22 protein-coding genes and 1 pseudogene are annotated in these 25,883 nt (G+C 47.0%); 12 read left to right on the forward strand and 11 right to left on the reverse strand.

Annotated features, from left to right (window positions below):
* Positions 1–2 precede the first annotated feature (2 nt).
* Complete coding sequence (gene istB, locus MJO57_RS02080; protein ID WP_252017309.1) at positions 3–758, reverse strand: IS21-like element helper ATPase IstB; 756 nt, start codon at positions 756–758, stop codon at positions 3–5.
* Positions 759–770: 12 nt separating this feature from the next.
* On the reverse strand, positions 771–1,688 hold the full coding sequence (locus MJO57_RS02085; protein ID WP_252022561.1) for a hypothetical protein: 918 nt from the start codon (positions 1,686–1,688) through the stop codon (positions 771–773).
* A 73-nt stretch (positions 1,689–1,761) separates the two neighbouring features.
* Here MJO57_RS02085 and MJO57_RS02090 point away from each other — a divergent pair.
* Positions 1,762–3,332, forward strand: a protein-coding gene (locus MJO57_RS02090) for an IS3 family transposase (RefSeq protein ID WP_252017319.1) whose coding sequence is annotated in 2 segments (ribosomal slippage) — positions 1,762–2,236 and positions 2,236–3,332 — 1,572 coding nt in all. Because the reading frame shifts where the segments join, the coding sequence is not laid out codon by codon here.
* On the opposite strand, the gene MJO57_RS02095 is transcribed toward MJO57_RS02090, so the two are convergent.
* Positions 3,329–3,982: a hypothetical protein gene (locus tag MJO57_RS02095; protein WP_252022564.1), complete on the reverse strand. Its 654-nt coding sequence runs from the start codon at positions 3,980–3,982 to the stop codon at positions 3,329–3,331. The genes MJO57_RS02090 and MJO57_RS02095 overlap by 4 nt on opposite strands.
* Before the next feature lie 426 nt (positions 3,983–4,408).
* Here MJO57_RS02095 and MJO57_RS02100 point away from each other — a divergent pair, with 426 nt between their 5' ends.
* The 3 genes from MJO57_RS02100 to MJO57_RS02110 all read left to right on the forward strand — a co-directional run bounded on the left by MJO57_RS02100 (position 4,409) and on the right by MJO57_RS02110 (position 7,539).
* Positions 4,409–4,585, forward strand: coding sequence for a DUF6444 domain-containing protein (locus MJO57_RS02100; protein ID WP_252021186.1), 177 nt, complete (start codon positions 4,409–4,411; stop codon positions 4,583–4,585).
* A gap of 85 nt (positions 4,586–4,670) precedes the next feature.
* Complete coding sequence (locus MJO57_RS02105; RefSeq protein ID WP_252017330.1) at positions 4,671–6,185, forward strand: IS66 family transposase; 1,515 nt, start codon at positions 4,671–4,673, stop codon at positions 6,183–6,185.
* Positions 6,175–7,539: an IS66 family transposase gene (locus MJO57_RS02110; protein ID WP_252021190.1), complete on the forward strand. Its 1,365-nt coding sequence runs from the start codon at positions 6,175–6,177 to the stop codon at positions 7,537–7,539. The genes MJO57_RS02105 and MJO57_RS02110 overlap by 11 nt, the downstream gene beginning before the upstream one ends.
* Here the strand turns inward: MJO57_RS02110 and MJO57_RS02115 are convergent, their stop codons facing one another.
* Entirely contained in the window at positions 7,540–7,956 is a 417-nt protein-coding gene (locus tag MJO57_RS02115) for a hypothetical protein (protein WP_252022566.1), read from the reverse strand.
* Positions 7,957–8,088: 132 nt separating this feature from the next.
* Between MJO57_RS02115 and MJO57_RS02120 the strand changes: the two genes are divergently transcribed.
* The 3 genes from MJO57_RS02120 to MJO57_RS02130 all read left to right on the forward strand — a co-directional run bounded on the left by MJO57_RS02120 (position 8,089) and on the right by MJO57_RS02130 (position 10,394).
* A complete protein-coding gene (locus MJO57_RS02120) occupies positions 8,089–9,426 on the forward strand; it encodes a transposase (RefSeq protein WP_252017304.1) in 1,338 nt (445 codons plus the stop codon).
* Between the two features lie 145 nt (positions 9,427–9,571).
* Entirely contained in the window at positions 9,572–10,000 is a 429-nt protein-coding gene (locus MJO57_RS02125; RefSeq protein ID WP_371924751.1) for a transposase, read from the forward strand.
* Positions 9,915–10,394, forward strand: a complete 480-nt coding sequence (locus tag MJO57_RS02130; RefSeq protein WP_252022569.1) for a transposase — start codon at positions 9,915–9,917, stop codon at positions 10,392–10,394. Before MJO57_RS02125 ends, MJO57_RS02130 begins: the two co-directional genes overlap by 86 nt.
* On the opposite strand, the gene MJO57_RS02135 is transcribed toward MJO57_RS02130, so the two are convergent.
* From MJO57_RS02135 to MJO57_RS02145, 3 genes and pseudogenes are all read right to left on the reverse strand, one after another.
* Positions 10,384–10,881, reverse strand: coding sequence for a transposase (locus MJO57_RS02135; RefSeq protein ID WP_252022582.1), 498 nt, complete (start codon positions 10,879–10,881; stop codon positions 10,384–10,386). The two genes, MJO57_RS02130 and MJO57_RS02135, sit on opposite strands and share 11 nt — an antisense overlap.
* Positions 10,882–10,892: 11 nt before the next feature.
* Positions 10,893–11,927 carry a transposase gene (locus tag MJO57_RS02140; RefSeq protein WP_252026884.1) on the reverse strand — a complete coding sequence of 345 codons (1,035 nt, stop codon included), beginning with the start codon at positions 11,925–11,927 and terminating at the stop codon, positions 10,893–10,895.
* A 74-nt stretch (positions 11,928–12,001) separates the two neighbouring features.
* A pseudogene (locus MJO57_RS02145) lies at positions 12,002–12,535 on the reverse strand (IS701 family transposase); the annotation flags it as partial.
* A 230-nt stretch (positions 12,536–12,765) separates the two neighbouring features.
* On the opposite strand from MJO57_RS02145, the gene argE reads away from it, so the two are divergent.
* Together argE and argA are read left to right on the forward strand one after the other, a co-directional pair.
* Positions 12,766–13,917, forward strand: a complete 1,152-nt coding sequence (argE, locus tag MJO57_RS02150) for an acetylornithine deacetylase (RefSeq protein WP_252022585.1) — start codon at positions 12,766–12,768, stop codon at positions 13,915–13,917.
* 83 nt (positions 13,918–14,000) lie between these two features.
* Positions 14,001–15,365 carry an amino-acid N-acetyltransferase gene (gene argA, locus MJO57_RS02155; RefSeq protein ID WP_252026908.1) on the forward strand — a complete coding sequence of 455 codons (1,365 nt, stop codon included), beginning with the start codon at positions 14,001–14,003 and terminating at the stop codon, positions 15,363–15,365.
* A 112-nt stretch (positions 15,366–15,477) separates the two neighbouring features.
* Here the strand turns inward: argA and MJO57_RS02160 are convergent, their stop codons facing one another.
* The 4 genes from MJO57_RS02160 to thiI all read right to left on the reverse strand — a co-directional run bounded on the left by MJO57_RS02160 (position 15,478) and on the right by thiI (position 21,394).
* Positions 15,478–16,170: a DUF2057 domain-containing protein gene (locus MJO57_RS02160; protein ID WP_252022587.1), complete on the reverse strand. Its 693-nt coding sequence runs from the start codon at positions 16,168–16,170 to the stop codon at positions 15,478–15,480.
* A gap of 143 nt (positions 16,171–16,313) precedes the next feature.
* Positions 16,314–19,082, reverse strand: a complete 2,769-nt coding sequence (locus MJO57_RS02165; RefSeq protein ID WP_252022590.1) for a hypothetical protein — start codon at positions 19,080–19,082, stop codon at positions 16,314–16,316.
* A 269-nt stretch (positions 19,083–19,351) separates the two neighbouring features.
* Entirely contained in the window at positions 19,352–19,873 is a 522-nt protein-coding gene (locus MJO57_RS02170) for a dihydrofolate reductase (protein ID WP_252022593.1), read from the reverse strand.
* A 57-nt stretch (positions 19,874–19,930) separates the two neighbouring features.
* Positions 19,931–21,394 (reverse strand): tRNA uracil 4-sulfurtransferase ThiI, encoded by a 1,464-nt coding sequence (gene thiI / locus MJO57_RS02175; RefSeq protein WP_252022595.1) that lies wholly within the window; start codon positions 21,392–21,394, stop codon positions 19,931–19,933.
* 741 nt (positions 21,395–22,135) lie between these two features.
* Between thiI and glnA the strand changes: the two genes are divergently transcribed.
* From glnA to glnL, 3 genes are all read left to right on the forward strand, one after another.
* Positions 22,136–23,539, forward strand: a complete 1,404-nt coding sequence (glnA, locus tag MJO57_RS02180; protein ID WP_252022597.1) for a glutamate--ammonia ligase — start codon at positions 22,136–22,138, stop codon at positions 23,537–23,539.
* Positions 23,540–23,835: 296 nt separating this feature from the next.
* Positions 23,836–24,378, forward strand: a complete 543-nt coding sequence (locus MJO57_RS02185) for a DUF4124 domain-containing protein (protein WP_252022599.1) — start codon at positions 23,836–23,838, stop codon at positions 24,376–24,378.
* Positions 24,379–24,780: 402 nt separating this feature from the next.
* Positions 24,781–25,845: a nitrogen regulation protein NR(II) gene (gene glnL, locus MJO57_RS02190; protein ID WP_252022601.1), complete on the forward strand. Its 1,065-nt coding sequence runs from the start codon at positions 24,781–24,783 to the stop codon at positions 25,843–25,845.
* Positions 25,846–25,883 lie beyond the last annotated feature (38 nt).

The raw sequence follows: 25,883 nt of genomic DNA on the forward strand, positions 1-25,883 counted from the left end.
TTTTAGACCAGGTGTTCAACTGCGTCCAATTTTCCAAGCTTTTTGCGCATGGATTCGCCTTTGAGTTCAATCCGGTGGGCATTGTGCATAAGCCGGTCAAGAATGGCGTCGGCCAGAGTTTCATCACCAATGCTGGCATGCCACTTCCGGGTGGGCAATTGACTGGTAACCAACGTGGAACCTTGCTCGTGCCTGTCATCCATGACTTCCAGCAGATCGTTCCTTTGTTGCTGCGTCAGTGGTTCCAGGCCCCAGTCGTCCAGAATCAGCAAGTCTACTTTTGCCAGTTGTTTCAACTGCCTGCTGTAGCTGCCATCACCGTGGGCAAGGATCAGTTCATCCAGTAGCCTGGACATCCGATAGTACCGGACACTGTAGCCTTTCAGACAAGCCATGTGCCCAAGGGCGCAGGCCAGGTAGCTCTTACCGGAACCACAAGGTCCGGTGATCAACAGGTTCCTGTACCGGTCAAGCCAGCCTCCTCCAGACAGGCTGGCCATCTGGTTCTGTTTGAGACCTCTGGGGTGTTCATAGTCAATGTCGTGTATCCGGGCAGCCAGTTTAAACCGGGCGCTTCTGAGCAGCCGAGCCAGACGTTTATTGTTTCGCTCTGTTTCTTCCTGCTCAGTAAGCAACGACAGTCGTTCTTCAAAGCTAAGGCTACTGTAGGTGCCCGGCTGGTCCAGCTGTTGATTGAGGGCATCTGCCATTCCGGTCAGTCGCAGTGACCTAAGGCGAGCCAGTGTTTCATTGATCATGTTCGCCTCCGGTTATTGATAGCAAATAGCGCCACGAATATTTTCGTGATCATCATGCAAGGGACCTGTCGTTTGTTTTAACTGTGGCTCCAATGGCATCAGGTCTTTGCCTGACTGGAGGATTGATCGGACATTTTTTAACCGATAATCCCCGATGTTCCTGGCATGGGCGCAGGCGTTGTTGAGTCGTTCAGTTCCATATTCCCGCTGCAGGTTTAGCAGCCCCAATGAAGCTCGATAGGCTTGTTCAGGATGCTCCTTGCTATCCAGCAGTGATTGAATAAAACAATAGACTTCCTGACCAATGTCGTTAGCCCAGTTAAGTAAACGCTCAGGCGTCCAATCCTGATGGTGACGATGTCGTTCCGGCATATGAACTGCTAACGTCGTAAATCCACGTGTGTGCTTGCGAGCGTGGCTGGCCACCACTTTACCGTTAGCGTAGATCGTGACGCAGTGCTCAGTCGCCTGTACTTCTACTTCCTGCCTGGCAAGCTGATGGGGAACCGAGTAGGCGTGCCCCTTGCAGATAATATGATAATCCACATTCACCCGGGCCTTGATAAACTCAGCGAACACAAAAGATTGCTTCGGCAGTGGCTTGAGGGCTGGTTCATCCAGTTGTTCAAACGCACTACGTCGCGTTCCTGGCAACTGCTTAAAGGGCTTCAGGTTCAGTTCGATTAACAGCTCACGTATCCGCAGGTTCAGCTCTGCCAGGGTAAAGAACATTTCATGACGAAGCCTGGCCAGTATCCACCGCTCCACTACCTGTACACCGACTTCTGCTTTGGCCTTGTCTTTGGGTTTGTAGGGGCGTGCCGGAATGACTGCCACCTGGTAGTGACAAGCCAGGTGCTGGTATGATGGGTTGAGATCCGGCTCGTACCGACAGGCTTTGATAACTGCGCACTTTGGGTTGTCTGGCACCCCCCTGTGTCAGCATAGTTGTCGCCTCTCCTGAAATTAGAAATCTCAACAGGGGGCGGTCTATGAGTAATCAATGGCCCGCTATTCAGAAGAGTTCAAAGAGTCCATCATTCAGAAGATGATGCCACCCAATAATGTGCCAGTTTCGCAGTTGGTACGTGAGACTGGTATCTCTGATGTGACCCTGTACACTTGGCGAAAGAAAGCAGTATCTAAAGGAGTGCCTGTGCCGGGCGACGGAAAGAATCCAGATCAATGGACAACTGAAAACAAGTTAGCCGTAATCATTGAAACGGCTGCGTTAAATGAAGCAGAAATGGCTGAATACTGTCGTAAAAAAGGTCTGTTTGCTGAACAAATTCAGCAGTGGAAGGCTGCCTTTATTAACAGTGTTTCTGTCCAGCCTGAAAGTCAGTCAAAACAGCGTAAGGCGCTGTCTGACGAACACAAAAAAGATAAGAAAACCATCAAAAAGCTTGAGCGTGAACTCAATCGCAAGGACAAGGCGTTAGCAGAAACTGCTGCCTTGCTGGTACTCACAAAAAAGGCCCAAGAGATCTGGGGGGCGCCAGAGGACGATTAGTCTCTCTCCCGGATCGACAAAATGCTGTTAGCCTGATTAAACAGGCAGTTAAAGATGGGGCTCGTCAGTCAAAAGCCTGCAAAGCCCTTGGTCTTACAGAAAGAACTGTACAACGCTGGATGCAGGGTGATGACGTGCGCGCAGATAATCGCAAAAATGCTGACAGGCCAGAACCGGTTAACAAGTTTTCTGAAGCTGAGCGACAGGCGATTGTTGACGTCTGTAACAGCGAGCGGTTCAAAAGCCTTCCGCCCAGCCAGATTGTGCCCACATTGTTAGATGAAGGTCTCTATATGGGGTCTGAAAGGACATTTTACCGGGTGTTGGAGGAAACAGGGCAACAGCATCATCGGGGCAGTGCTGCCAAGCCAAACAGGTATAAGCCAACGTCCTGGTGTGCTACCGGACCCAACCAGGTCTGGTCCTGGGATATTACCTATCTGCGCTCTCCGATACGGGGGCAGTTTTATTACCTGTACCTGGTGATAGACATCTTTAGTCGTATGATTGTTACATGGGAAATTCATGAAACCGAATCAGCTGAGCATGCATCAGAAATGATCACTAAAGCCTGTATCAAACAGGGAATTGCAGCCTTGGAGTGGCCACTGGTTCTGCACTCAGATAATGGTAGTCCCATGAAGGGTGGCACTATGCTGTCAACACTGCAGCGTCTTGGGGTCGTGAGCTCATTCAGTCGTCCCCGGGTCAGTGATGATAACCCCTTTTCCGAGGCCATATTCAGAACCCTGAAATACCGCCCTGGTTATCCGCGCACGCCATTTGCTGATCTTGAAGCAGCACGTAGCTGGGTGCATGGTTTTGCCCAATGGTACAACGAAGAGCACAAGCACAGTGGGCTGAAATTTCTGACACCCGGGCAAAGGCATCGTGGTGAAACCAAGGTGCTTATGGCTAACCGCAGAAAGGTTTATGAACAAGCCAAAGAACGTCACCCAGAGCGCTGGGGAAAGAGGTCAACAAGGAACTGGGATCTGGCTGATGAAGTCTGGTTGAATCCCGACAGACCTGCTGATGATCAACTAAGCAAAGCCGCTTAAGTTGAGGCGACAACTATGTTGACAAACACCGGCACAACAATTTCTGGCACCCCACCAAAGAACTCAAAGGCCCGTTCATGAGACCCCAGCCAGTCCTCTGTTTTTTGTGACAGAGTCGCTTCAGCGTAGGTATAGTTGGACGCTCCCAGCACTGCCACAAATATCTGGGCATTGTGGGCAATTTCGCCGGTGTCCGGGTTGATGATTGGCATGGTTGGCCCGGCATAATCAACAAATAACTTTTCACCTGCATTGTGCAGCTGTCGCATAGATCGCTTTTGACAACCACGCCACTGATTGTAACGGTGACAGTACTGGGCATAGCTGTAGGCATTGAGGGGGTGGGCCTGACAGTATTCTTCCCAGAGTCGTTGTTTGGTCACTTCCTTGCGCTTCAGTTCCTGATGCACCTCAGCCCAGTCAGGATCAATCAACCCTTTTCGATTGGCTATCGAGGCATCGGGAAACAGCGCCTGAATAAGCTCAGGCTCAGATATATCCTCTGCCAGGGGCCAGCTTAATTCCGATTCCTGAAAGGCCTTAACGTAGTTGGATACCGTCCCCACACTGACCCGTACACTGCGGGAAATTTGTCGGAAGCTGAGTTGGCTGCCAAACCGCATCCGGAGTATTTCTAGTAGCTTACGCATGGTAATCCTGTTTTCTGTCATGGCCGGTTCCCTCTCTTGGTACAGATAAGAACGGCCAAAGTTATGGAAAATCAATGCATAAGAAGATATTTGTTAGCTGTATTAGACCGGTTTATGGTCTGTTGAACAGCGTTTCTGGAAGCTTGAACGGTGATTCTGGAAATCATCAAAAAGTGTTCAAAAGAAACCAGAATAGGTGTTCAAGTGTTACCAGAATGGGTGTTCAAGTGTTACCAGAATGAGTGTTCAAGAGTTACCAGAATATGCAAGGTCAGGTTTTTGCAATTTTGCTAACTCGCTACAAGAACAAAGAGCTTGAGTAAACTATCATACTAGCGTAACTGTTCAGCACCCCCACATAAATCTGGAATTTTCTGATTTTTATACCATCCTCTTAAGCACCATTTTTCCACAATATTCGCCAGCATGATTCCAGAACTACCCGCAACTATGTCGGCTGAGATTCTCTTGAAAGAGAATGCAGAGCTGCGGATGAGAGTTGCCTGTCTGGAAGAGCGATGTCGAGAATTGGAAGAAAAGGTTGGCAAGAACAGTCAAAACAGCAGCAAGCCGCCATCGTCTGATGGTTATCAAAAACCGTAACTGTTCAGCACCCCCACATAAATCTGGAATTTTCTGATTTTTATACCATCCTCTTAAGCACCATTTTTCCACAATATTCGCCAGCATGATTCCAGAACTACCCGCAACTATGTCGGCTGAGATTCTCTTGAAAGAGAATGCAGAGCTGCGGATGAGAGTTGCCTGTCTGGAAGAGCGATGTCGAGAATTGGAAGAAAAGGTTGGCAAGAACAGTCAAAACAGCAGCAAGCCGCCATCGTCTGATGGTTATCAAAAACCTTGTAAAAACAGTAATTCTCCAGATCATTCTGACGACCTTTCCGCAGATAAAGGTACCGATCCATCGGATGAAAAACCCAATCCTAAAAGTCTGAGACAGTCTTCTGGTAATAAAGCCGGTGGAAAGAAAGGGCATCAGGGCACTTGTCTTAAACAGGTCGATATCCCTGACTATATTGAGTACCTTCCGGTTAAAGAATGCAATAAATGTCAGGCGTCTCTTCTTGATAGTGAGCCGGTCAAATATATTGAACGACAGGTGTTTGAACCAGGGAGACCGGGTGAATTTGAAGTAACGGCCCATAGAGCTGAAGTAAAAATCTGCACTTGTGGTTGTCGGAATCAGGCTGAATTCCCGGAAGGTGTTACCGCTGCCGCACAATATGGCTCAGCCACACAGGCTATGGCCGTCTATCTTAACCAATACCATTTCCTGCCTTTTAAGCGCGTGTCAGAGTATTTTAATACTCTCTATAAAATGAGTGTAAGTGCAGGCACTGTCGCCAATTTTGTGGCCAGAACCTATGAAAATCTGGCTTCTACTGAAGAGGTTATTCGTGACGCCTTGCGGGAATCGTCTGTTGCCGGAGCCGATGAAACGGGTATGCGGGCCGAGGGCTCTTTGCACTGGCTACACGTTATGCGGGATGAACAATGGACGCTCTACTACTTGTCTGAAAAGCGAGGTCGTGAGGCCATGGACACGATGGGCATACTGCTAACATTTGCAGGCGTTCTGGTTCATGATCATTGGAAATCCTATTTTGCATATGCGGCAACTCACGTACTTTGCAATGCCCATCACCTGAGGGAGCTTTTGGGTGTTGTTGATAGGGACAGCAATCAACTGGCGTTGCGATTGATGAAGCTACTGAGGCTTTCCTGGCATTACTGCAAGGGCTTTAAGACCATAGGTATGCTACAGATGCCAAGTGTTGTCTGTGAACGAATCGAGAAGATTTATGACCGGTTGCTTCAGCGGGCTCTAATGAAAGAAGTCGTCTATATGGAGAAGCAACGAGAGGAGCTTAAGCGCAAGAAAGTCAAGAATACTAAAGCTTACAATCTCTTCAAACGACTCACTGAGTTCAAGGCTGAGACACTGCGCTTCATGTCAGATTTTACCATTCCCTTCGATAACAATGGCAGTGAGCGGGATGTTCGAATGGCCAAGTTAAAGCAGAAAATCTCAGGCTGCTTCAGGAGTGCAGACGGTGGTTCTATGTTTGCACGGATTCGCAGCTATTTGTCGTCTGCCAGAAAACAGGGAATGGACATATATCAATCACTTCATAGAGCTGTTCGGAATTACTGTAATATGCCTTTGCTCAGTGCTGAATAGTTACCAAAAACCTTGTAAAAACAGTAATTCTCCAGATCATTCTGACGACCTTTCCGCAGATAAAGGTACCGATCCATCGGATGAAAAACCCAATCCTAAAAGTCTGAGACAGTCTTCTGGTAATAAAGCCGGTGGAAAGAAAGGGCATCAGGGCACTTGTCTTAAACAGGTCGATATCCCTGACTATATTGAGTACCTTCCGGTTAAAGAATGCAATAAATGTCAGGCGTCTCTTCTTGATAGTGAGCCGGTCAAATATATTGAACGACAGGTGTTTGAACCAGGGAGACCGGGTGAATTTGAAGTAACGGCCCATAGAGCTGAAGTAAAAATCTGCACTTGTGGTTGTCGGAATCAGGCTGAATTCCCGGAAGGTGTTACCGCTGCCGCACAATATGGCTCAGCCACACAGGCTATGGCCGTCTATCTTAACCAATACCATTTCCTGCCTTTTAAGCGCGTGTCAGAGTATTTTAATACTCTCTATAAAATGAGTGTAAGTGCAGGCACTGTCGCCAATTTTGTGGCCAGAACCTATGAAAATCTGGCTTCTACTGAAGAGGTTATTCGTGACGCCTTGCGGGAATCGTCTGTTGCCGGAGCCGATGAAACGGGTATGCGGGCCGAGGGCTCTTTGCACTGGCTACACGTTATGCGGGATGAACAATGGACGCTCTACTACTTGTCTGAAAAGCGAGGTCGTGAGGCCATGGACACGATGGGCATACTGCTAACATTTGCAGGCGTTCTGGTTCATGATCATTGGAAATCCTATTTTGCATATGCGGCAACTCACGTACTTTGCAATGCCCATCACCTGAGGGAGCTTTTGGGTGTTGTTGATAGGGACAGCAATCAACTGGCGTTGCGATTGATGAAGCTACTGAGGCTTTCCTGGCATTACTGCAAGGGCTTTAAGACCATAGGTATGCTACAGATGCCAAGTGTTGTCTGTGAACGAATCGAGAAGATTTATGACCGGTTGCTTCAGCGGGCTCTAATGAAAGAAGTCGTCTATATGGAGAAGCAACGAGAGGAGCTTAAGCGCAAGAAAGTCAAGAATACTAAAGCTTACAATCTCTTCAAACGACTCACTGAGTTCAAGGCTGAGACACTGCGCTTCATGTCAGATTTTACCATTCCCTTCGATAACAATGGCAGTGAGCGGGATGTTCGAATGGCCAAGTTAAAGCAGAAAATCTCAGGCTGCTTCAGGAGTGCAGACGGTGGTTCTATGTTTGCACGGATTCGCAGCTATTTGTCGTCTGCCAGAAAACAGGGAATGGACATATATCAATCACTTCATAGAGCTGTTCGGAATTACTGTAATATGCCTTTGCTCAGTGCTGAATAGTTACGATAAAGCTTTATGTATATCGAGAAGCTTAGGCATTTCATGAAATGTTTCCCTTGCCTTAACAAACAGCTCAAAATAATCTCCAATCATCTTCCTTTCGTTATCAGTGGCATTATTTCCTGCATACATCCATTCAAAGTTTCTGAATCTATTTTCAGAAAGTTGATTACTTGTTACAGGCTTCCATGGCAAACCATATCGCTCACTACTCAATTTTTCTATCAAAAGTCTCTCTTGAAAACGACTAAAGACTTTTAATGAATCCAAGGATATTTTTTCTATAACTTCTGAGTCACCTTTTATTGATTCAGACCAGCCAGTGTTATTTGTTGAAGAGAAGAGAACTATATCAATGGTGATGACAAAATCACCATTAAGGTGATGTCGCAATCCCCACTCTTGACAAACGGCCATACTAATCTCTGGTGGGATAGCAAACTGATCATAGTATGACGTCACATCATCAGAGAATTCATGGTCCTCGACTTTAGAGTTTTAAGAGCACAATAGTTCCGGCGCATAATCTGCTAAAAGCAACCATCCCCAATGACGAAATTCGAGATGGTTGCCATGCTCACTTCAGATCATCAAGTAATCCTCAGGGAGCTCGCTTCATATACAACCTTTCTTGCTGGAGCGCTATCATCAACTGCAGTACCAACGTTCTGCGAACTGCTGTTCGGTTGCATGCTTTCAGCCGACGGCTTTGTTACACAGGCGTTGTTAACAATTGATTTTCATTGTGTGTGGAGCAGCTACCACCACTGGCTATCTCAGGGCAAGTGGCAATGGAAGAACTTGGCACGCCACTTGATCCGTCTGGTCTGCTCCAAAGCTCCTGAGAATCAACCTGTGGTCCTGGGGCTTGATGACTGGGTAATCGAACGGTTTTCCGACAAAGCCCCTGCTTGTCGTACACATCATCAACACAGCAAGAAACGCAATCGGCCGACGTACATCTGGGGGCAGTGTTGGGTTTCCCTGGCCATCATATTTGAGCGGGCTGCAGATGAAGTATTTACCGCCATACCGGTGATCTCATTTCCGACACCAGCTTCAGGTAACACCAGCAAACTGAAAATTGCCGTGGCCATGCTCAGGGTGGTACGCAATGAAGTGAAGGATCGAGTGCTACGCCTGCTAACCGATTGCTGGTATATGAACTGGACACTGATAAAGCCAGCTCTGGAAATGAACATAGAAGTTGTTGGTCAGATACCTTCAAATCGGGCCCTCTATGCTTTGCCGCCAGCACCCACCGTAAAGAAGCGAGGGCGCCCAAAAAAGTACGGCATCAAGATGACGACAGAACAGGTTAAGAAACTGCCGGAAGAAAAAGCAACAGTATGGATGTACGGCAAATTTCGCAAAATACGTTATCGTACCCTGATCTGTCGCGCCAGATTCCTTAAAGGTCGTGAAGTACGCGTCGTCTGGAGTCGCTTTGAAAATGACAAAGGTCTGACCGAAAGCAGAATATTCATCTCGACCAATCCGGAACTTGAGGGACTGGAGGTGCTTCGTGCCTATTCCCGGAGATGGCCGGTAGAGCCAATGTTTCACCAACTCAAACATGCTTTTGGCTGTTGCCATTTATGGCAGCAGAAATTGCGAACACTGCTTCGATGGATGCATTTGAAAATGGCAGGCTATGCATTATTGCAGTTATTAACCGTTTGTAAAAATCAGGCATGTCTGAATATTTCTCGGATACCCTGGAGAAGCCCGGATACAACCACTGCAGGCATGATGAAAATTGCTCTTTCAGGAATTATTCCGAGGTTCTCTATTCGCAAGGGCTGGAACAGATATAAGCAAAAATATGAGTTCAATTTTCGCGATCTGATCGACCAGTTAATACCGGATAATTCAGAAGCAGCATAACTAAAGGCTTTTAGGCAAAAAACGGAAGTAATAACGAACTTGGAAAAACAGTTCACTGATTTCGGCTTGCTTCACTATAAAAAGCTGACCGAATTATCGTTTTATACAGACTCTAAAGTCGAGGTATTTTAATACTCTCTATAAAATGAGTGTAAGTGCAGGCACTGTCGCCAATTTTGTGGCCAGAACCTATGAAAATCTGGCTTCTACTGAAGAGGTTATTCGTGACGCCTTGCGGGAATCGTCTGTTGCCGGAGCCGATGAAACGGGTATGCGGGCCGAGGGCTCTTTGCACTGGCTACACGTTATGCGGGATGAACAATGGACGCTCTACTACTTGTCTGAAAAGCGAGGTCGTGAGGCCATGGACACGATGGGCATACTGCTAACATTTGCAGGCGTTCTGGTTCATGATCATTGGAAATCCTATTTTGCATATGCGGCAACTCACGTACTTTGCAATGCCCATCACCTGAGGGAGCTTTTGGGTGTTGTTGATAGGGACAGCAAATCAACTGGCGTTGCGATTGATGAAGCTACTGAGGCTTTCCTGGCATTACTGCAAGGGCTTTAAGACCATAGGTATGCTACAGATGCCAAGTGTTGTCTGTGAACGAATCGAGAAGATTTATGACCGGTTGCTTCAGCGGGCTCTAATGAAAGAAGTCGTCTATATGGAGAAGCAACGAGAGGAGCTTAAGCGCAAGAAAGTCAAGAATACTAAAGCTTACAATCTCTTCAAACGACTCACTGAGTTCAAGGCTGAGACACTGCGCTTCATGTCAGATTTTACCATTCCCTTCGATAACAATGGCAGTGAGCGGGATGTTCGAATGGCCAAGTTAAAGCAGAAAATCTCAGGCTGCTTCAGGAGTGCAGACGGTGGTTCTATGTTTGCACGGATTCGCAGCTATTTGTCGTCTGCCAGAAAACAGGGAATGGACATATATCTAGGACTTACGCATTGATGACACCGATAAATTTTGGTAGGAGGTGATCCTTCCCCTTTGCAAAACTCTCAATGAAAGCGCCTATTGTCTCTTTAAACAGCCCCCGTTGGTGCTGATAAATATTCGTAAACTCCTGCTCTATCTGCATTTTCTGGAGATAAACAAAAGCTAAAATTGCAGCAAATATATGGTTTCTGACGGGTCGTTCGCTGCGAACCTGAAAGTGCTCAATATGGCAAACCTGCTTGATCGCCCTGTGAAACTGTTCGATCTGCCAGTGCTGGTCATGGATCTGCTTGAAGTCATTGCGTTCAAAAGGGACTTCCTCTGGCAAGTAAACCACGTAGTGGCGACGCTGGTCTTTTAGCATCGTCCTGAACAACCGGATCTTACCGAAGTCTTTGAGCCATACATCCAGACCATTGTCGGGGATGTCGAGGTGTTGAACCTGCTGCCATTTACCTTTTTCCAGTGATACTGTCCTGTTTTTCTCAACGGCAAACATAAACCTAGGACTTACGCATTGATGACACCGATAAATTTTGGTAGGAGGTGATCCTTCCCCTTTGCAAAACTCTCAATGAAAGCGCCTATTGTCTCTTTAAACAGCCCCCGTTGGTGCTGATAAATATTCGTAAACTCCTGCTCTATCTGCATTTTCTGGAGATAAACAAAAGCTAAAATTGCAGCAAATATATGGTTTCTGACGGGTCGTTCGCTGCGAACCTGAAAGTGCTCAATATGGCAAACCTGCTTGATCGCCCTGTGAAACTGTTCGATCTGCCAGTGCTGGTCATGGATCTGCTTGAAGTCATTGCGTTCAAAAGGGACTTCCTCTGGCAAGTAAACCACGTAGTGGCGACGCTGGTCTTTTAGCATCGTCCTGAACAACCGGATCTTACCGAAGTCTTTGAGCCATACATCCAGACCATTGTCGGGGATGTCGAGGTGTTGAACCTGCTGCCATTTACCTTTTTCCAGTGATACTGTCCTGTTTTTCTCAACGGCAAACATAAACCCAGTCTGATGGTTTTTAATCGTCTTCAGGTTAGTCGTGCAGCTGTACCAGGAGTCACCGGTAACGAACGCTGGCTTCAGCCCCCATACCAGCACTTCAATCAACATTTCACGGAAGTAGTCGTTTTTTGTCTTGTCTTCCGATTTGTCGTATATCCTGTAATTCACCGGCATATGGCGCCCGGATACGTCGGTGTAATAAAGGGTGATGAGGTTAACTCCCTTAACCACTCGGTGATGTTTACCCGACCAAAAGTGGCCAACCAGTGCCACGGAGTAGCTATAAGGTTTGTCGAGCACGCTGTCATCAACGCTCAGGGTGCCGCCAATAGGGTTTAAACTTTTGACTGCTTCATCGTACATATCTTTGGGCTGATAGTTTTCACGCTTAAGAAAGCGGTTTGCGCTATCGTGAGAAAAGTCGGTAACCTCGGCCAGTCTTGTGCATGTTGATGATTTTGGCTCACTAATCAAAAAGCCAATGTATTTTGCAAGAGTGCATCGTGCAGTGGTCGGTCGAGTGGTAGTTCTCACTTTCATCCCTGAAGACATCTGTTTTTTGGCATTATCAAATTTTAGAGCCTGTTGTCAATGCGTAAGTCCTAAAACCCAGTCTGATGGTTTTTAATCGTCTTCAGGTTAGTCGTGCAGCTGTACCAGGAGTCACCGGTAACGAACGCTGGCTTCAGCCCCCATACCAGCACTTCAATCAACATTTCACGGAAGTAGTCGTTTTTTGTCTTGTCTTCCGATTTGTCGTATATCCTGTAATTCACCGGCATATGGCGCCCGGATACGTCGGTGTAATAAAGGGTGATGAGGTTAACTCCCTTAACCACTCGGTGATGTTTACCCGACCAAAAGTGGCCAACCAGTGCCACGGAGTAGCTATAAGGTTTGTCGAGCACGCTGTCATCAACGCTCAGGGTGCCGCCAATAGGGTTTAAACTTTTGACTGCTTCATCGTACATATCTTTGGGCTGATAGTTTTCACGCTTAAGAAAGCGGTTTGCGCTATCGTGAGAAAAGTCGGTAACCTCGGCCAGTCTTGTGCATGTTGATGATTTTGGCTCACTAATCAAAAAGCCAATGTATTTTGCAAGAGTGCATCGTGCAGTGGTCGGTCGAGTGGTAGTTCTCACTTTCATCCCTGAAGACATCTGTTTTTTGGCATTATCAAATTTTAGAGCCTGTTGTCAATGCGTAAGTCCTAATATCAATCACTTCATAGAGCTGTTCGGAATTACTGTAATATGCCTTTGCTCAGTGCTGAATAGTTACGGTTAGGTTAAGACAGATTTGGTTTCCAAGAAGGCTTGCCCTGTTTATCATCAATAGATATTCCCTTCAGTAGACGGTGATAATCAGGGTTATGAGCAGCCATCATCCAACATTGCACGCACTTTCACGATTGATAGAGATACCTTCGGTCAGCTCAACCCTTCCTGATCTGGACATGAGTAACCTGCCGGTGATCAATGAGCTGGCGGCGTGGTTTGAAGCGATGGGGTTTCAGTGTGAGATTCAACCGCTGCCCCGGGCTCCACACAAGGCAAACCTGATTGCAACCCTGGGCAGTGGCCCGGGAGGTTTGGTGCTTGCCGGACATACGGATACGGTTCCTTACGATGACAACCTTTGGAAAAGCTCTCCCTTCACTCTGGAAGAAAGAGATGGCCGGTTTTATGGGTTGGGAGTCTGTGATATGAAAGGCTTCTTTGCATTGGTAATGGAAGCTGTTCGGGAGTACTTGAACACGCCATTGACAGCACCATTGATCGTTCTGGCCACAGCTGATGAAGAGTCTTCTATGAATGGTGCTCGTGCACTGGCTGAACTCGGTCGACCAAAAGCGCGGTATGCTGTGGTTGGAGAACCTACCGGGATGCGACCGGTTCATATGCACAAAGGCATTATGATGGAGCGCATTCAGATCCTTGGGCAATCAGGCCATTCCAGTAATCCGGCACTGGGCCGAAATGCCATGGAGACCGCCCATAAGGTGATCACTGACTTGGTGCAGTTCCGTGCAGAACTGGCAGAGCGTTATCAGAATCATGGCTTCACCATTCCTACCCCTACCTTGAACCTGGGTTGTATTCATGGTGGTGACAATCCCAACCGGATTTGTGGGCAGTGCCAGCTGGACTTTGATATTCGTATGTTGCCGGGGATGGACAGTAAACAACTTCGACAGCAAATTCGTCAGAGGCTTAAGCCCATTGCTGAAGCGGATCAGGTTGAGATTTCACTCGAGTCGATTACACCTGCTATTGAAGCTTTTGCTGGTATGGAGAACTCGGAGCTGGTTACCGCCTGTGAGAAGCTGACAGGACATCAGGCAGAAAGTGTTGCATTTGGTACAGAGGCTCCATTTTTTAGCCAACTGGGCATGGATACCGTGGTATTGGGTCCGGGTGATATCGATCAGGCGCACCAGCCAGATGAATACCTCTCTCATGATCGAATAAACCCAATGATTGAGGTTTTGAAGTCATTGATCAGACAGTACTGCTTGTCTTGAGCAGATGAAGTACATGATGTTCGTTTAGCCTGAGCCTATCATTCTCAGGGCTGCTTTATAATGAGTAAACAAGTGTGGCTTGCGTGAAAAAAAAGGATAATTCAGCAGACAACGCCGAAAAGTACGTGAAGTTTTTCCGTCAATCGTCACCCTATATTCATGCCCACAGAGGTAAAACCTTTGTGATCATGCTCAGTGGTGAAACGCTGGCTCACCCGAACCTGGGTAACATCATCAGTGATATTGCTTTGATGAGCAGCCTGGGTGTCCGACTGGTACTTGTGCACGGTGCCCGGCCCCAGATTGATGAACGATTACGTGAGCGGGGTATTAAAACGGTTATTCATCAAGGCGGAGCAGGCAATGGAAGACCGCATAATGAACGACGGGTTACGGATAAGCAGAGCCTTGAGTGTGTCAAGGATGCAGTAGGAAATATGAGAGCCTTGATTGAATCAAGGCTCTCGGTAGGCTTGGTTAACTCTCCGATGCATGGTGCCAGGATTCGGGTTGTCAGTGGTAACTTTGTGACTGCCAAACCCCTGGGAGTATTGGATGGTATCGACTTTCAGCATACTGGCGAAGTCCGAAAGATAGACAGTCAGGCGATTGCTCATCTGCTGGATAGTGGCTATGTAGTCTTACTCTCCTGCCTCGGGCTTTCTCCGACCGGAGAGGTCTTCAATATTGAAGTAGAGGAAGTGGCTACCCGGACCGCAATCAGTCTGGAAGCTGAAAAACTGATACTTTATGCTGAACAGCAGGGAATTATTGATCATCAGGGTAATCTGATCAGTAGAATTTCTCCCCATGACGCCAATAAAGCGCTTGAGTCGCAGGTTGGTGAGTCCCGAAGACTGCTTTCCTCTGCGATTATCGCTTGCTCCCATGGTGTTGAGCGGGCTCAGATTATCAGCTACCAGGATGATGGATCACTGCTGATGGAGCTATTCACCCGTAATGGTGCTGGCACGCTTATTTCCAGAGATCACTATGAAGAAGTCCGTGGTGCAACCATTGAGGATGTGGGTGGCATTCTGGAACTGATCCATCCTTTTGAGGAAAAAGGCATACTGCGCCGTCGCTCCCGAAAAGAACTGGAGCGGGAAATAAAGCTGTTCAGTGTTGTTTTGCTGGATGGCATGATCATTGGCTGCGCTGCTCTTCATCCGTACTATGAAAATGGTATCAGCAGAGCGGAACTTGCCTGTGTTGTCGTTCATCCTGAATATCGCAAAGCACAACGCGGTGATCGTTTGCTTGCGCATATTGAAGCATTGGCGGAAGAACAGGGCATGAGCGAAATCTACGTCATGACAACCCAGACTACCCATTGGTTTATTGAGCGAGAATTTGCTGAAGTGGCCTATGAGGATTTACCAGCAGAGCTGAAAGCAAAATATAACCCGAAAAGGCAGTCAAAGGTTCTTATGAAAACGATAGGTTAACTGTTAAGAACCCTGCCTCCTGTTTCACAGGAAAGCCTATTATCATCTTCAGGTGACAAATAACACGTAGTGATGAAAATGGGCAAAGTAAACGAGTCCAAAACCGGGCGGACTACTTTCCGGTTTTCTCGCTTTCAGAGATCCATTGAAGGAACCGTTCACGGGTCGTCTCATCTGCCTGGTTATACCAGTACTGAAGCATGCTTTCACTCATTGGTTGAGCCGTTGCCGACGCTGGCATGACAGCAGGTTGTGGTTGCTGAGCAACCTGATATGAAATGCCTTGCGGGGTAGCGATATAAACAGTTCCAGCCATTTCCCGAACAGCAGCCGGACTATCAGACAAGTTAAACTTCTGAATATCCTCAACCGTGTCTCCCCCGATTAACAAGCCAGATTTGTTAAGAACGCTAAACTCAAAGGGAATCGTCTGGCCTTTGGCATTGGTAATTGAGAATTGAGTCTTAGGCGACTGTGACAGTTTATTGGTATCTCTTGCCGTTTTCAGTGTTGGGGCATTGATGGTGTAGGTCTGATCACCAGACAGATTAAATGTCATGATATAGGGACTGGTGGTAAACATTTTGGTGTCACCACCTTCCCGCACCAGCGTTTTCAACTGAAATACCAACTGATGACGGCCATTGCCAAGAGAAAGATCCTTCTTGCTGCTTAGTTCATTGGCATCCTTACCATCAAGTACCAGCAGCTTTGTTTTCTCGGGCAGCACCAGTGTGTTGTCAGCAATAACGGGCATGGCCAGAGTGGATACCAACAGTGCACCCAACAGACGACGTACAAACATAAGGCTGTGTTCTCCTATCGATAGTCTGTCGATTATAGGTTGGTATAACTACCGGTTCGTATCGTTGTTTTCCGAACCTATGGGCGTAAAGTTTGGTCATCTGGGCAGATATCGAGTTGTGAACGGAACTGACCAGGCCGGGGCTAAACCGGATCAATCGGACGCTGGTTTCCAGTTGGGTGTTGAGGTGGATGGGAAGACTTATATTGACTACCAATGACATAAGCAACCACACTACCAAACAGTTTAAGAGCCTCTTTATGCTTCCGGTAACCTGCTTCTTCTTGTGCCTTGTCAATCCAGGTTCTTAAGTCATGCAGATCATCCAGGCTATCGAGTTCTCTGATTTCCTTGAGCGCCAGACCTTCAGATATTTCTCCTCTGCGAAATCTGATAATCAGACGGCCACAGGGGCGGTCCCGGAGAGATTGTAAGAAATCCTCTGATGACAAGTGCTGAATTTCATGGTGGGAGGGATGATAGAGATCAGGCGTTTCCCTGCTCTGGGCTGTCTGTAGTGTGTGGCTGCGCTCCTGGCCTTCAGATGCCACAGAAATAACCTGTTTACTATTATCAATCAGTGTTCTGGCTATTTTTCTATGCCAGTTGGAAGTTTTTTCCTGAACTACGCGATGGAATGTACCGAATGCACTATTAATTTCTTTATCAAGCAACTGTTGCAATGCTGCATGTTTAAGGATAATTATGGCAGCCTCTTCATCACTCATCGCCCCAAACGGCTTTTTGTTGAGAAGCTCACTTCGCTGTTTGGCTTCTTCCAGGCTATTGCCAACTTCTTCCATTGATTTTATAGACTGGAGCAAATGGTCAACCATTGGTTCCACCTGTCGCTTGGCCAGTGAGCGCAGTGTGGCAACTTCTTCTCGTCCAGTTCTTAATCGTTTGCCGAACAATTGTCTTGTATAATCAGGCTGCCTTTTGATTATTTTGGCCATTCGCTTTTCATTAATTTTTGTATTTGCATGATCACCAGCCATTTCAGCAAAAAATAAAGCCACAAAGCACAAGGCACCATTTAAAGTAATCTTGGGAGCTGCCGGGGTTATATCGATAGTATTGCCTCTTTTCACAGCTATCTTGAAAATTTTCACTACGTTAGAATACAACGTGCCTTTGACCTGACTATAGAAATACCCCTGAGTCATCCCTTTCAAAACTCCGGCAGACTTAAAAGCAGTAGATACTTTTTGGGGTTCAATAGCGGAATTATCAAGATCTGGCTGATCTGCAATGCTGCTGTCACGACTCATCCAGTGTGGGATAATTCGTTGCATCCACTTATCATTACTTGTTTTAATTTGATGACCGTGAATCATTAACTGTTTATTTCTGGAAACACGTTTGAACAGTTCTTCCCTTTTTTCATGAGGCATATCTTTGAATTTTGAATCCCATAGGTTTTGAAGATCCTCTATATGCCGATTTTCAAGGATAGTTCGACTGATAACTACATTCTCAATAAGCTTGTCAAAGAAAAATAAATTGGCTTTCAGCTTTTTCCTTCGTTTAAAATACAGTGCTTTCTCTTTCTCTAAGGCAATAGACTCTGAAATTGTCTTGTGTTCTTTTTCTGCCATTTTCTTTAGTTTGATCGCTTGTTTTTCTAGCTCAGCATAAGCATTGTATATCTGTGTAAAGGTCTTATATGTACATCGATAACGAAGCTTCTTTATTAGTTTTTTTCTTTTTTGATCATTTGCTTTATCAAAGTTGGCATGATCAAAATCAGCAAATTTTTTGATTTGTTTAAGTCCTCTGACCATCCTGACTCTACGCCAGAGTGCCGTGCCAGAAGACCAAAAAACGAGATAGCCAATATCAGAGACCAGTCCGACAGCAACAGCGATACCGATGACCATTCCAGCGGGTGGAAAAATAGCTGTGAGAATGCCACCGGCGACAAGACCACAGAAAATTAAAATCTGATTTAGTTTGTTGCGCAAAAGTGTTCTCTTAACTCTGTTGCCAACATCTGTAATGTGTATCTTTGAGAAAAAACGTTCTCCTGAAGCAAGTTTTTGAATATGTTTACAGTCTTCTTTCTCAATAAAGTGATCTGTCTTCCTCGGCTCAGATAGTTGTGGAGGAGAAGGTAGCTGCCGATGATTGCTTGCTGCATTGTCGGTAACGTGTATTTTGTTACCTGTCACTGATTTTTGTTCCTCAATAGGCAGGACCAGGTTGTTTCTCAATGCTTTTTTAAATTCAAGCATTCGTTCAAAAGTAAATGATTTTTCATCGGCTATTCCCGCCTTTTTTAATAAATCTTTAATATATTGGTATTGTTGTTCGGGATGTACACCATACTGCTGTCTTCCCTGAAATTGTTGTTGAGTCGCTGGTAACCCGGATTTTTTTTCATACTGAATAGCCAGATGAATTTTCCTATGGAGATGCGGCAGGATTATTTGTTGCAGGAAACCTTCAGGTAATATTTCTCCTTTACGCAAATACTCATAGGCCATGTCCATGCTACTGAGTTGAGAGGATTTGATGACAGCTTCTATCGTTTCTGTACTGATAGCAACTTTTCCATCCGAAATACCCAATCGGCCATCGTCTGACCGATGCAGTTTGACGGATCGCCCAGTATGCAGCTTTATTGCAGCAAGCACTTTCTGCGGGTTATTAGGATTGTGTTTTGTGAGGTCGTCAACCAGTTCACTTACTTTTATTGAGGGTGGGGGGTGAATAATGCTGTTTATTGTTTTCTTGCAGAAAGAAATTAAACGATTGTGCCAATATTTCGATTCAATATGCTCAGCCTTCTGAATAGTGGCTGTTGACGCTTCCCCCCCGACTTTACTGGCGTGTTGACCCTTACCATGATCGGATAGGGGATGTCCTGCGCTGCGCGAAGATATATGGTCTGATGATGGTATACGAGGCATTCCCCATTCCCTAATGGTAACCCTTATTTAAAGGTTGTTTTGTTTAATAAATATTTATAAAAATAAAAACTCGTCTGCCCAGCAAACAGGACAGACAAAAGGTAGCTTTTCCCTGCTTCCTGAAACTTAACCGGTTGCTCAGTTAAATATAGACAATCAGTGTTTTCATATTGAACCTGAGAGTGGCTACGTCTCCTGCCTCAGAGGTAGCAGGAGATGGAACTTATGCCCTGAGGGGAGAAGGAAGAAAAAGCGTTATGCTCTGACATTCAGGCCTTATCAAGCACCAGATAACTGTGTGTCAGTGGCTGATCATCTTCAGATTTAACATCCTCCCGGGAGATTTCCTGCCACTCTTGTCGGCTGATATCCGGGAAAAAGGCATCACCGTCAAAACGTTGACACACCCGGGTCAGATAAAGCCGGTCAGCCCGGTCAATCGCCTGTCGATAAATCTGTTCGCCACCAATGATCATGATTTCTTCGTTCCCGTTGGTCAGAGCGGGAGCCTCCGCCATGATCAACGCTTCAGCCAGTGCAATCGCATCATTCAGGCTGTGGACTACGTTTACTCCATCATGTTGCCAGTCTTTATCCCGGGTAATAACGATATTGGTTCTGCCAGGCAGAGGCTTGCTCAGGGAGTCAAAGGTTTTTCGGCCCATGATGACCGGTTTCCCCATGGTGACGGCCTTGAAGTAGCGCAGGTCTCTCGGCAGATACCAGGGCATTTTATTGTTGATGCCAATTACATTGTTATCTGCCACTGCAGCTATCAAGGCCAGCTTCATCGGTGTTTACTCCAGTTTGATCCATAATACTCTCGGAAAGCGTGTTGTGGTTAACAATTATTGTTCAGCCTTTGGGTTGAAGACCCCAACATTTTCATGTCCTTCTTCACGAAGGTGCATGGCATGCAGCTGACTCATGACACCCCTTTCGCAGTAGAGCAGGTAATGACGGGCTTTGTCCAGCTCAGGGAAGCGAGTGCGAAGCTGATAGAAAGGAATGGTCACCACCTCTCGCCCGGGCATGGTAAATGGCTTTATCTCTTCTTCTGTCGGGTGACGAATGTCGATAATCACGTCACCCTGGTGAACCTCATTAACTACTTCAATTTCTTCCCGGGTCAGGTCGTCCGCAATGATATCGTGGATAGAGACCACTCTCCGGCTCTGGATAGCCTCTTCGAGGATATCGAAGTCAAACCGTTCTTCTTCTGCGGTAATTTTCTCTTCCCTGGCCCGGGTTGTAGGGTTTTTCGAGATAACCGCACAGTATTCCGGAATATTACGAACGAACTCCTCAGTACCGATTTGTATGGATATATCGATGATCGCCTGCTTATCCATGGTAATCAGAGGCCTGAGCACCAGGGCATCGGTAACCGAGTCAATTACCGCGAGGTTAGGCAGTGTCTGGCTGGAAACCTGACCAATAGCTTCGCCAGTGACCAGCGCAGCCATCTCCATCTCGCCGGCCACCTTACTGGCTGCCCTGAGCATCATCCGCTTGAGAATAACGCCCATCTGGGCGTTGTCCACTTTGGTCAGTATTTCTTCAACAACGCCTTCAAAGGGTACGGTAATGAACTTAACCTGGCGAGAAGAACCAAAGCGGTTCCACAGGTAAAAAGCCACTTCTTTTACTGCCAGTTCATGAGCATGCCCACCCAGGTTGAAGAAGCAGAAGTGAGTTCGGATGCCACGCTTCATGGTCAGAAAGCTCGACACCGTAGAGTCAAAACCGCCGGAAATCAGGGAAAGAACCGGCTCCTGAGACCCCAGGGGATAGCCACCCAGACCTTCTCCCCGCTTTTGGGTCATAAAATAGCGGTCATTCCTGATATCAATACGAACCGTTATGTCAGGATTTTTAAGGCTGACCCCACTGGCCTCGGTCTGTTGGTTAAGGCCTCCTCCGACAAATCGTTCTACCTCAATGGACTGGAAATCGTGCTTACCCGTCCGGTTGCAGCGAACGCAGAACGTTTTGCCAGCCAGTGTCTCTGAATGAGCCTCGACGGCTTTTTCCAGAATATCGTCCAGGCTGACCAGCTTGTGTTCTGCAACCTGCAGCCAGTAGGCAATCCCCGGAATATGGCTTAACAGGTCACCAACTTCTGCCACCAGGATCCCATCATTGCTACTGGTCGTGACTTCAATATGATCCCATACACCCGCGACATCGATATTCTCATCCACGCGCTTAAGAATGGTGCGAATGTTTTTTCGCAGCATTTTGATAAAGCGTTTTCTTACCGGGGCACTTTTAATCGTGATTTCCGGAAACAGTTTGATGATGAACTTCATGGATCAGGAGACCTTGAGGAATAGTTTGGGGATTAGCTTGAGTAATAAAAAGCTGGCTGGATAGTCCGGGCAGGTAGGGCGGATAACATAACCATTAATTAATGGCACATTATACCGAATAACCGGGTACTCTGGCACCCTTAAAGCACGCTGCTGGATACTCCTGAGAACGGGTTTAAATGAGCGTTGCCCAGTGTTTACCTTTATGTAGATAAGTAAGGCTGCAAATCCCTTTTCAAAGGGGGTACACTGTCTGTCGCTTTTTGTCAGATAGGTGTTTCAAAAACCGCTTGCACTTATTTGGTGCATTTCTGTTTTTTCTTGCACCGTATCGGGTGGACTTCTTACAGATCTCGCGGTGTCGTACATCGTTCAGGTGCGTGAGAGCTGAGAACGGGTGTACTTTGAGTAGTCTGAAGATGATAAGGCGAACAATAACGGTGTGAACTGATCTGGTATTTGGTTGTTTTCCGGTCTTTTCCTGCTCATTTTTTGCCTTTTTTCAGACTTTTCATTGAAGAATACTTTTTTGTCCATCCCATCTGATTAAGGTTGCAGAATATGGCATGGTTATTGCGCGCGCTTCAACAAGCGTATTTCTTTAGCTGTTGCTCGTTGATGAGACCTGAAAGCAAAGAGATTGATCAGTAAACCGCCTGATCTGAACACAGTCGTTGCCAGTGCGGTGTTTGCCCGGTTTTTTTTGTCCGGTTTTCTTGTCCTCTAGAGGGGAAATAATAAATGTCGAAGACTCTTAGCCTGATTAAGGAACATGACGTTAAATGGGTCGATATGCGTTTCACCGATACCAAGGGTAAAGAGCAGCACGTATCGATTCCCATCAGTGAAATAGACGACGAATTCTTCGAAGTTGGCAAGATGTTCGACGGTTCCTCTATTGCCGGCTGGAAGGGCATTAACGAATCCGACATGATTCTGATGCCAGATGACAGCACAGCGACCATCGATCCCTTCACTGAAGCTGCCACTCTGAACCTGCGTTGTGACATCGTTGAGCCGTCCACCATGCAGGGTTATGAGCGTGATCCACGCTCTGTTGCCAAGCGTGCTGAAGAGTATCTGAAGTCCACCGGTATTGCTGACACTGCTTTCTTTGGTCCTGAGCCAGAGTTCTTTGTTTTTGACGACGTTAAGTGGAGTGTTGACATCTCCGGTGCTTCTTACGAGGTTAACTCTGAAGAAGCTGCCTGGTCTTCCAACGCCAAATTTGAAGGCGGTAACATTGGCCACCGTCCAAAAGTTAAGGGCGGATACTTCCCGGTGCCACCGGTTGACTCCCTGCATGACCTGCGTGCTGCCATGTGCGATGCCATGGAAGCACAGGGCCTGGACGTTGAAGTTCATCACCACGAAGTAGGAACTGCCGGTCAGTGCGAAATCGGTGTTAAATTCAACACCCTGGTAAAGAAGGCAGACGAAGTTCAGATTCTGAAGTACGCGGTTCATAACGTTGCTCATGCCTATGGCAAGACGGCTACCTTTATGCCGAAACCACTGGTAGGCGACAATGGTTCTGGCATGCACGTTCACATGTCTCTGTCCAAGAACGGTGAAAACCTGTTTGCCGGTGACGGCTATGCAGGTCTGTCTGAAGAAGCCCTGTACTACATCGGTGGTGTTATCAAGCATGCCAAGGCGATCAATGCGTTTGCCAATGCGTCTACTAACTCCTACAAGCGTCTGATTCCGGGCTTTGAGGCTCCGGTTATGCTGGCTTACTCTGCCCGCAACCGCTCTGCTTCTATCCGTATTCCCTACGTTAACAGCCCTAAGGCCCGTCGTATTGAAGTACGTTTCCCTGACCCGACTGCCAACCCATACCTGGCTTTTGCTGCCCTGATGATGGCTGGTCTGGACGGTATCAAGAACAAGATCCACCCCGGAGATGCGGCTGATAAGGATCTGTACGATCTGCCACCGGAAGAAGCCGCTGAGATCCCAACGGTTTGTGCCAGTTTTGAAGAAGCCCTGGCTGCCCTGGACGCTGATCGTGAGTTCCTGACCGCCGGTGGCGTATTCACAGACGACATGATCGACGGTTACATTGAGCTCAAGAAGGAAGAGTGTCTTGCTGTCAGCCAGACAACTCACCCGGTAGAGTTTGATCTGTACTATTCTGTCTAAGGCGCCTGTATAAAGCACTTTTAGCGACCGAATAATCTGTTGTTTCACCTCAAGCCAGGGCAAAAGTTCTGGCTTTTTTGTATCCGGGAATAGATGGCATCCCGTAAATACACGACTTTACGGATGTAATGGACAGGGTAACGCAGCACCAGTTACCGGGAAGCAATTGCAGTATGTTTTTCCTGTTATTCCCTGTTATAAAGTATTGGTAACTATTAAGCTAACCAGTGTTCAACACGATACAGGTCGTGTAAAACTTCATCCGGGGCAAGAGGCTCATGAATATAAAAGAGGTAATGGTTCGGTCTTTTCTGGCGGTTATTCTGCCTTTGGTATCCATGGAGTTTGCTTTTGGCGCTATCTATAAAACGGTGGATAAGGACGGAAATGTGACCTTTACTGACTCGCGCCCTGCAGATCAGCCCAGTGAAGAGGTCAAGTTACGCCCGATTACGCCAATTTCTCCAGTACCGGGGAGTGAGCCTGAACCATTAAAATCTGCTCAAAAACCGAGCAGAGAGCTTTACTCCAGCCTGGAGATTATAGAGCCAGCCGATGATGCCACGGTGCGTACCCAGGAAAATTTCATGGTAAAAATTGCGACAGCGCCAAAAATCCTTGCGGGTCACAAAGTGCGCCTGCTGCTTAATGGTCAGGTTGTAGGAGAGTCCCGGAGAAAGTTAACCTTTGAACTCAAGAATGTAGATCGTGGAACCCACAACCTTACTGTGGAGATCATTGATAACCAGGCCAACGTTATTAAGTCTTCCAGCAATACGATCCATGTACACCGAACCATATACACTCCCGCAGTCTCTATAAACCCTCCTGCCTCCTGATGGCACTAAAAAGGGGGGAGAGTGAACCACAGGTTTTCCCCTTCAACCACAAAATTGCCTCTAACTTAAACGCCATAAACCTGATGCTCTGATGATCAGAATGCACTATTATGGTGCAATTGAAAGTTAATAAGCCGGAATTATCGTTTAAACATCTTTTGAGTGGTTTACATTGGCATGGACTGGAGAAATTGAACCTCAGGCCGCTTGGACGTTTAGTTGCAAAAAGTCTGGTTTTCTATCCAGGGTGGTTTGAATTTTGCTTTCACAATACTCGATGCCATTTTCTTCAAAAATGAACGATATACCCAAAAGCTACGGGTATAAACGTAATAACAAGACCTGACCATGAAGCAGCTTTTATCGGGCTCTTTAGTAGAGACAACCCCTGAAACAGGAACAATGCAAAACATTGTTCTGGATCACCTGAATACCGTGGTGATAGTGCTCGATCAGGAGTTCAGGGTGGTTACCCTGAATCCGGCGGCAGAAAACCTGCTGGATACCAGTTTGAAAAGGGTTCTGAACCAGCCGGTAACTACCGTGATTCCTGAAGAAAACTTCAAGGCAGACCTGGATCGCAGTCTTGGACAGAATCAGCAGTTTACCCGCCGGGAAACCGACTTTCCCATCAATGGTGAGATGATTAACGTGGATTACAGCATTTCACCGATCAACTGCGGGGAAGCAAGGCTGCTTCTGGAAATCAATCCCCGTGATCGGGTCCAGAAAATTTCACGGGAAGAGTCGCTGATAGCCAAACAGGAAACCTCCAGAATCCTGGTGCGGGGGCTGGCCCATGAAGTGAAAAACCCCCTTGGTGGTATTCGTGGTGCGGCTCAGCTACTGGCCAGGGAACTGGATGACCAGGGGCTTAACGAATTCACCGATATTATTATCCGGGAGGCGGATCGGCTGCGTGACCTGGTCGACCAGATGCTGGGTCCGCTGCAGCCACCGAAGATGGCAGACCTGAATATTCACGAAGTACTTGAACGGGTAATCCAGTTAATCAATGCCGAAACCGGTGGAGAACTCAGACTCAAGCGAGACTATGACCCAAGTATTCCCGACATACCGGGAGACTTTGAACGGCTGATACAGGCCATTCTGAACCTGGTGCGCAATGCCATGCAGGCCATTGATCAGGCAATGCCCCGTTGTGAAGGCCGGATCACGCTGAGAACCCGTATTGCCCGGCAATTTACCATCGGTACCCAGCGGCAGCGGCTGGTTTGTCACTTATCAATTATTGATAACGGGCCAGGTATACCTCCTGATCTGATCGATAATATTTTCTACCCCATGATCAGTGGTCGTGCCGATGGAACGGGTCTGGGGTTACCCATGGCACAGTCAATCATCAGCCTGCATCAGGGGCTGGTTGAGTGTGAGAGTAAGCCGGGCGAAACCATTTTTAACGTGTTCTTACCCATAATCAGAGAACCGCTATCGCTAGGAGGCTGACCGAGAATAGCGCCCGTAGCGAGGATGGCAGAAAATTG

Origin of the sequence: Endozoicomonas sp. SCSIO W0465, from assembly GCF_023716865.1 — a bacterium.
In the GTDB taxonomy this organism is placed as follows: domain Bacteria; phylum Pseudomonadota; class Gammaproteobacteria; order Pseudomonadales; family Endozoicomonadaceae; genus Endozoicomonas.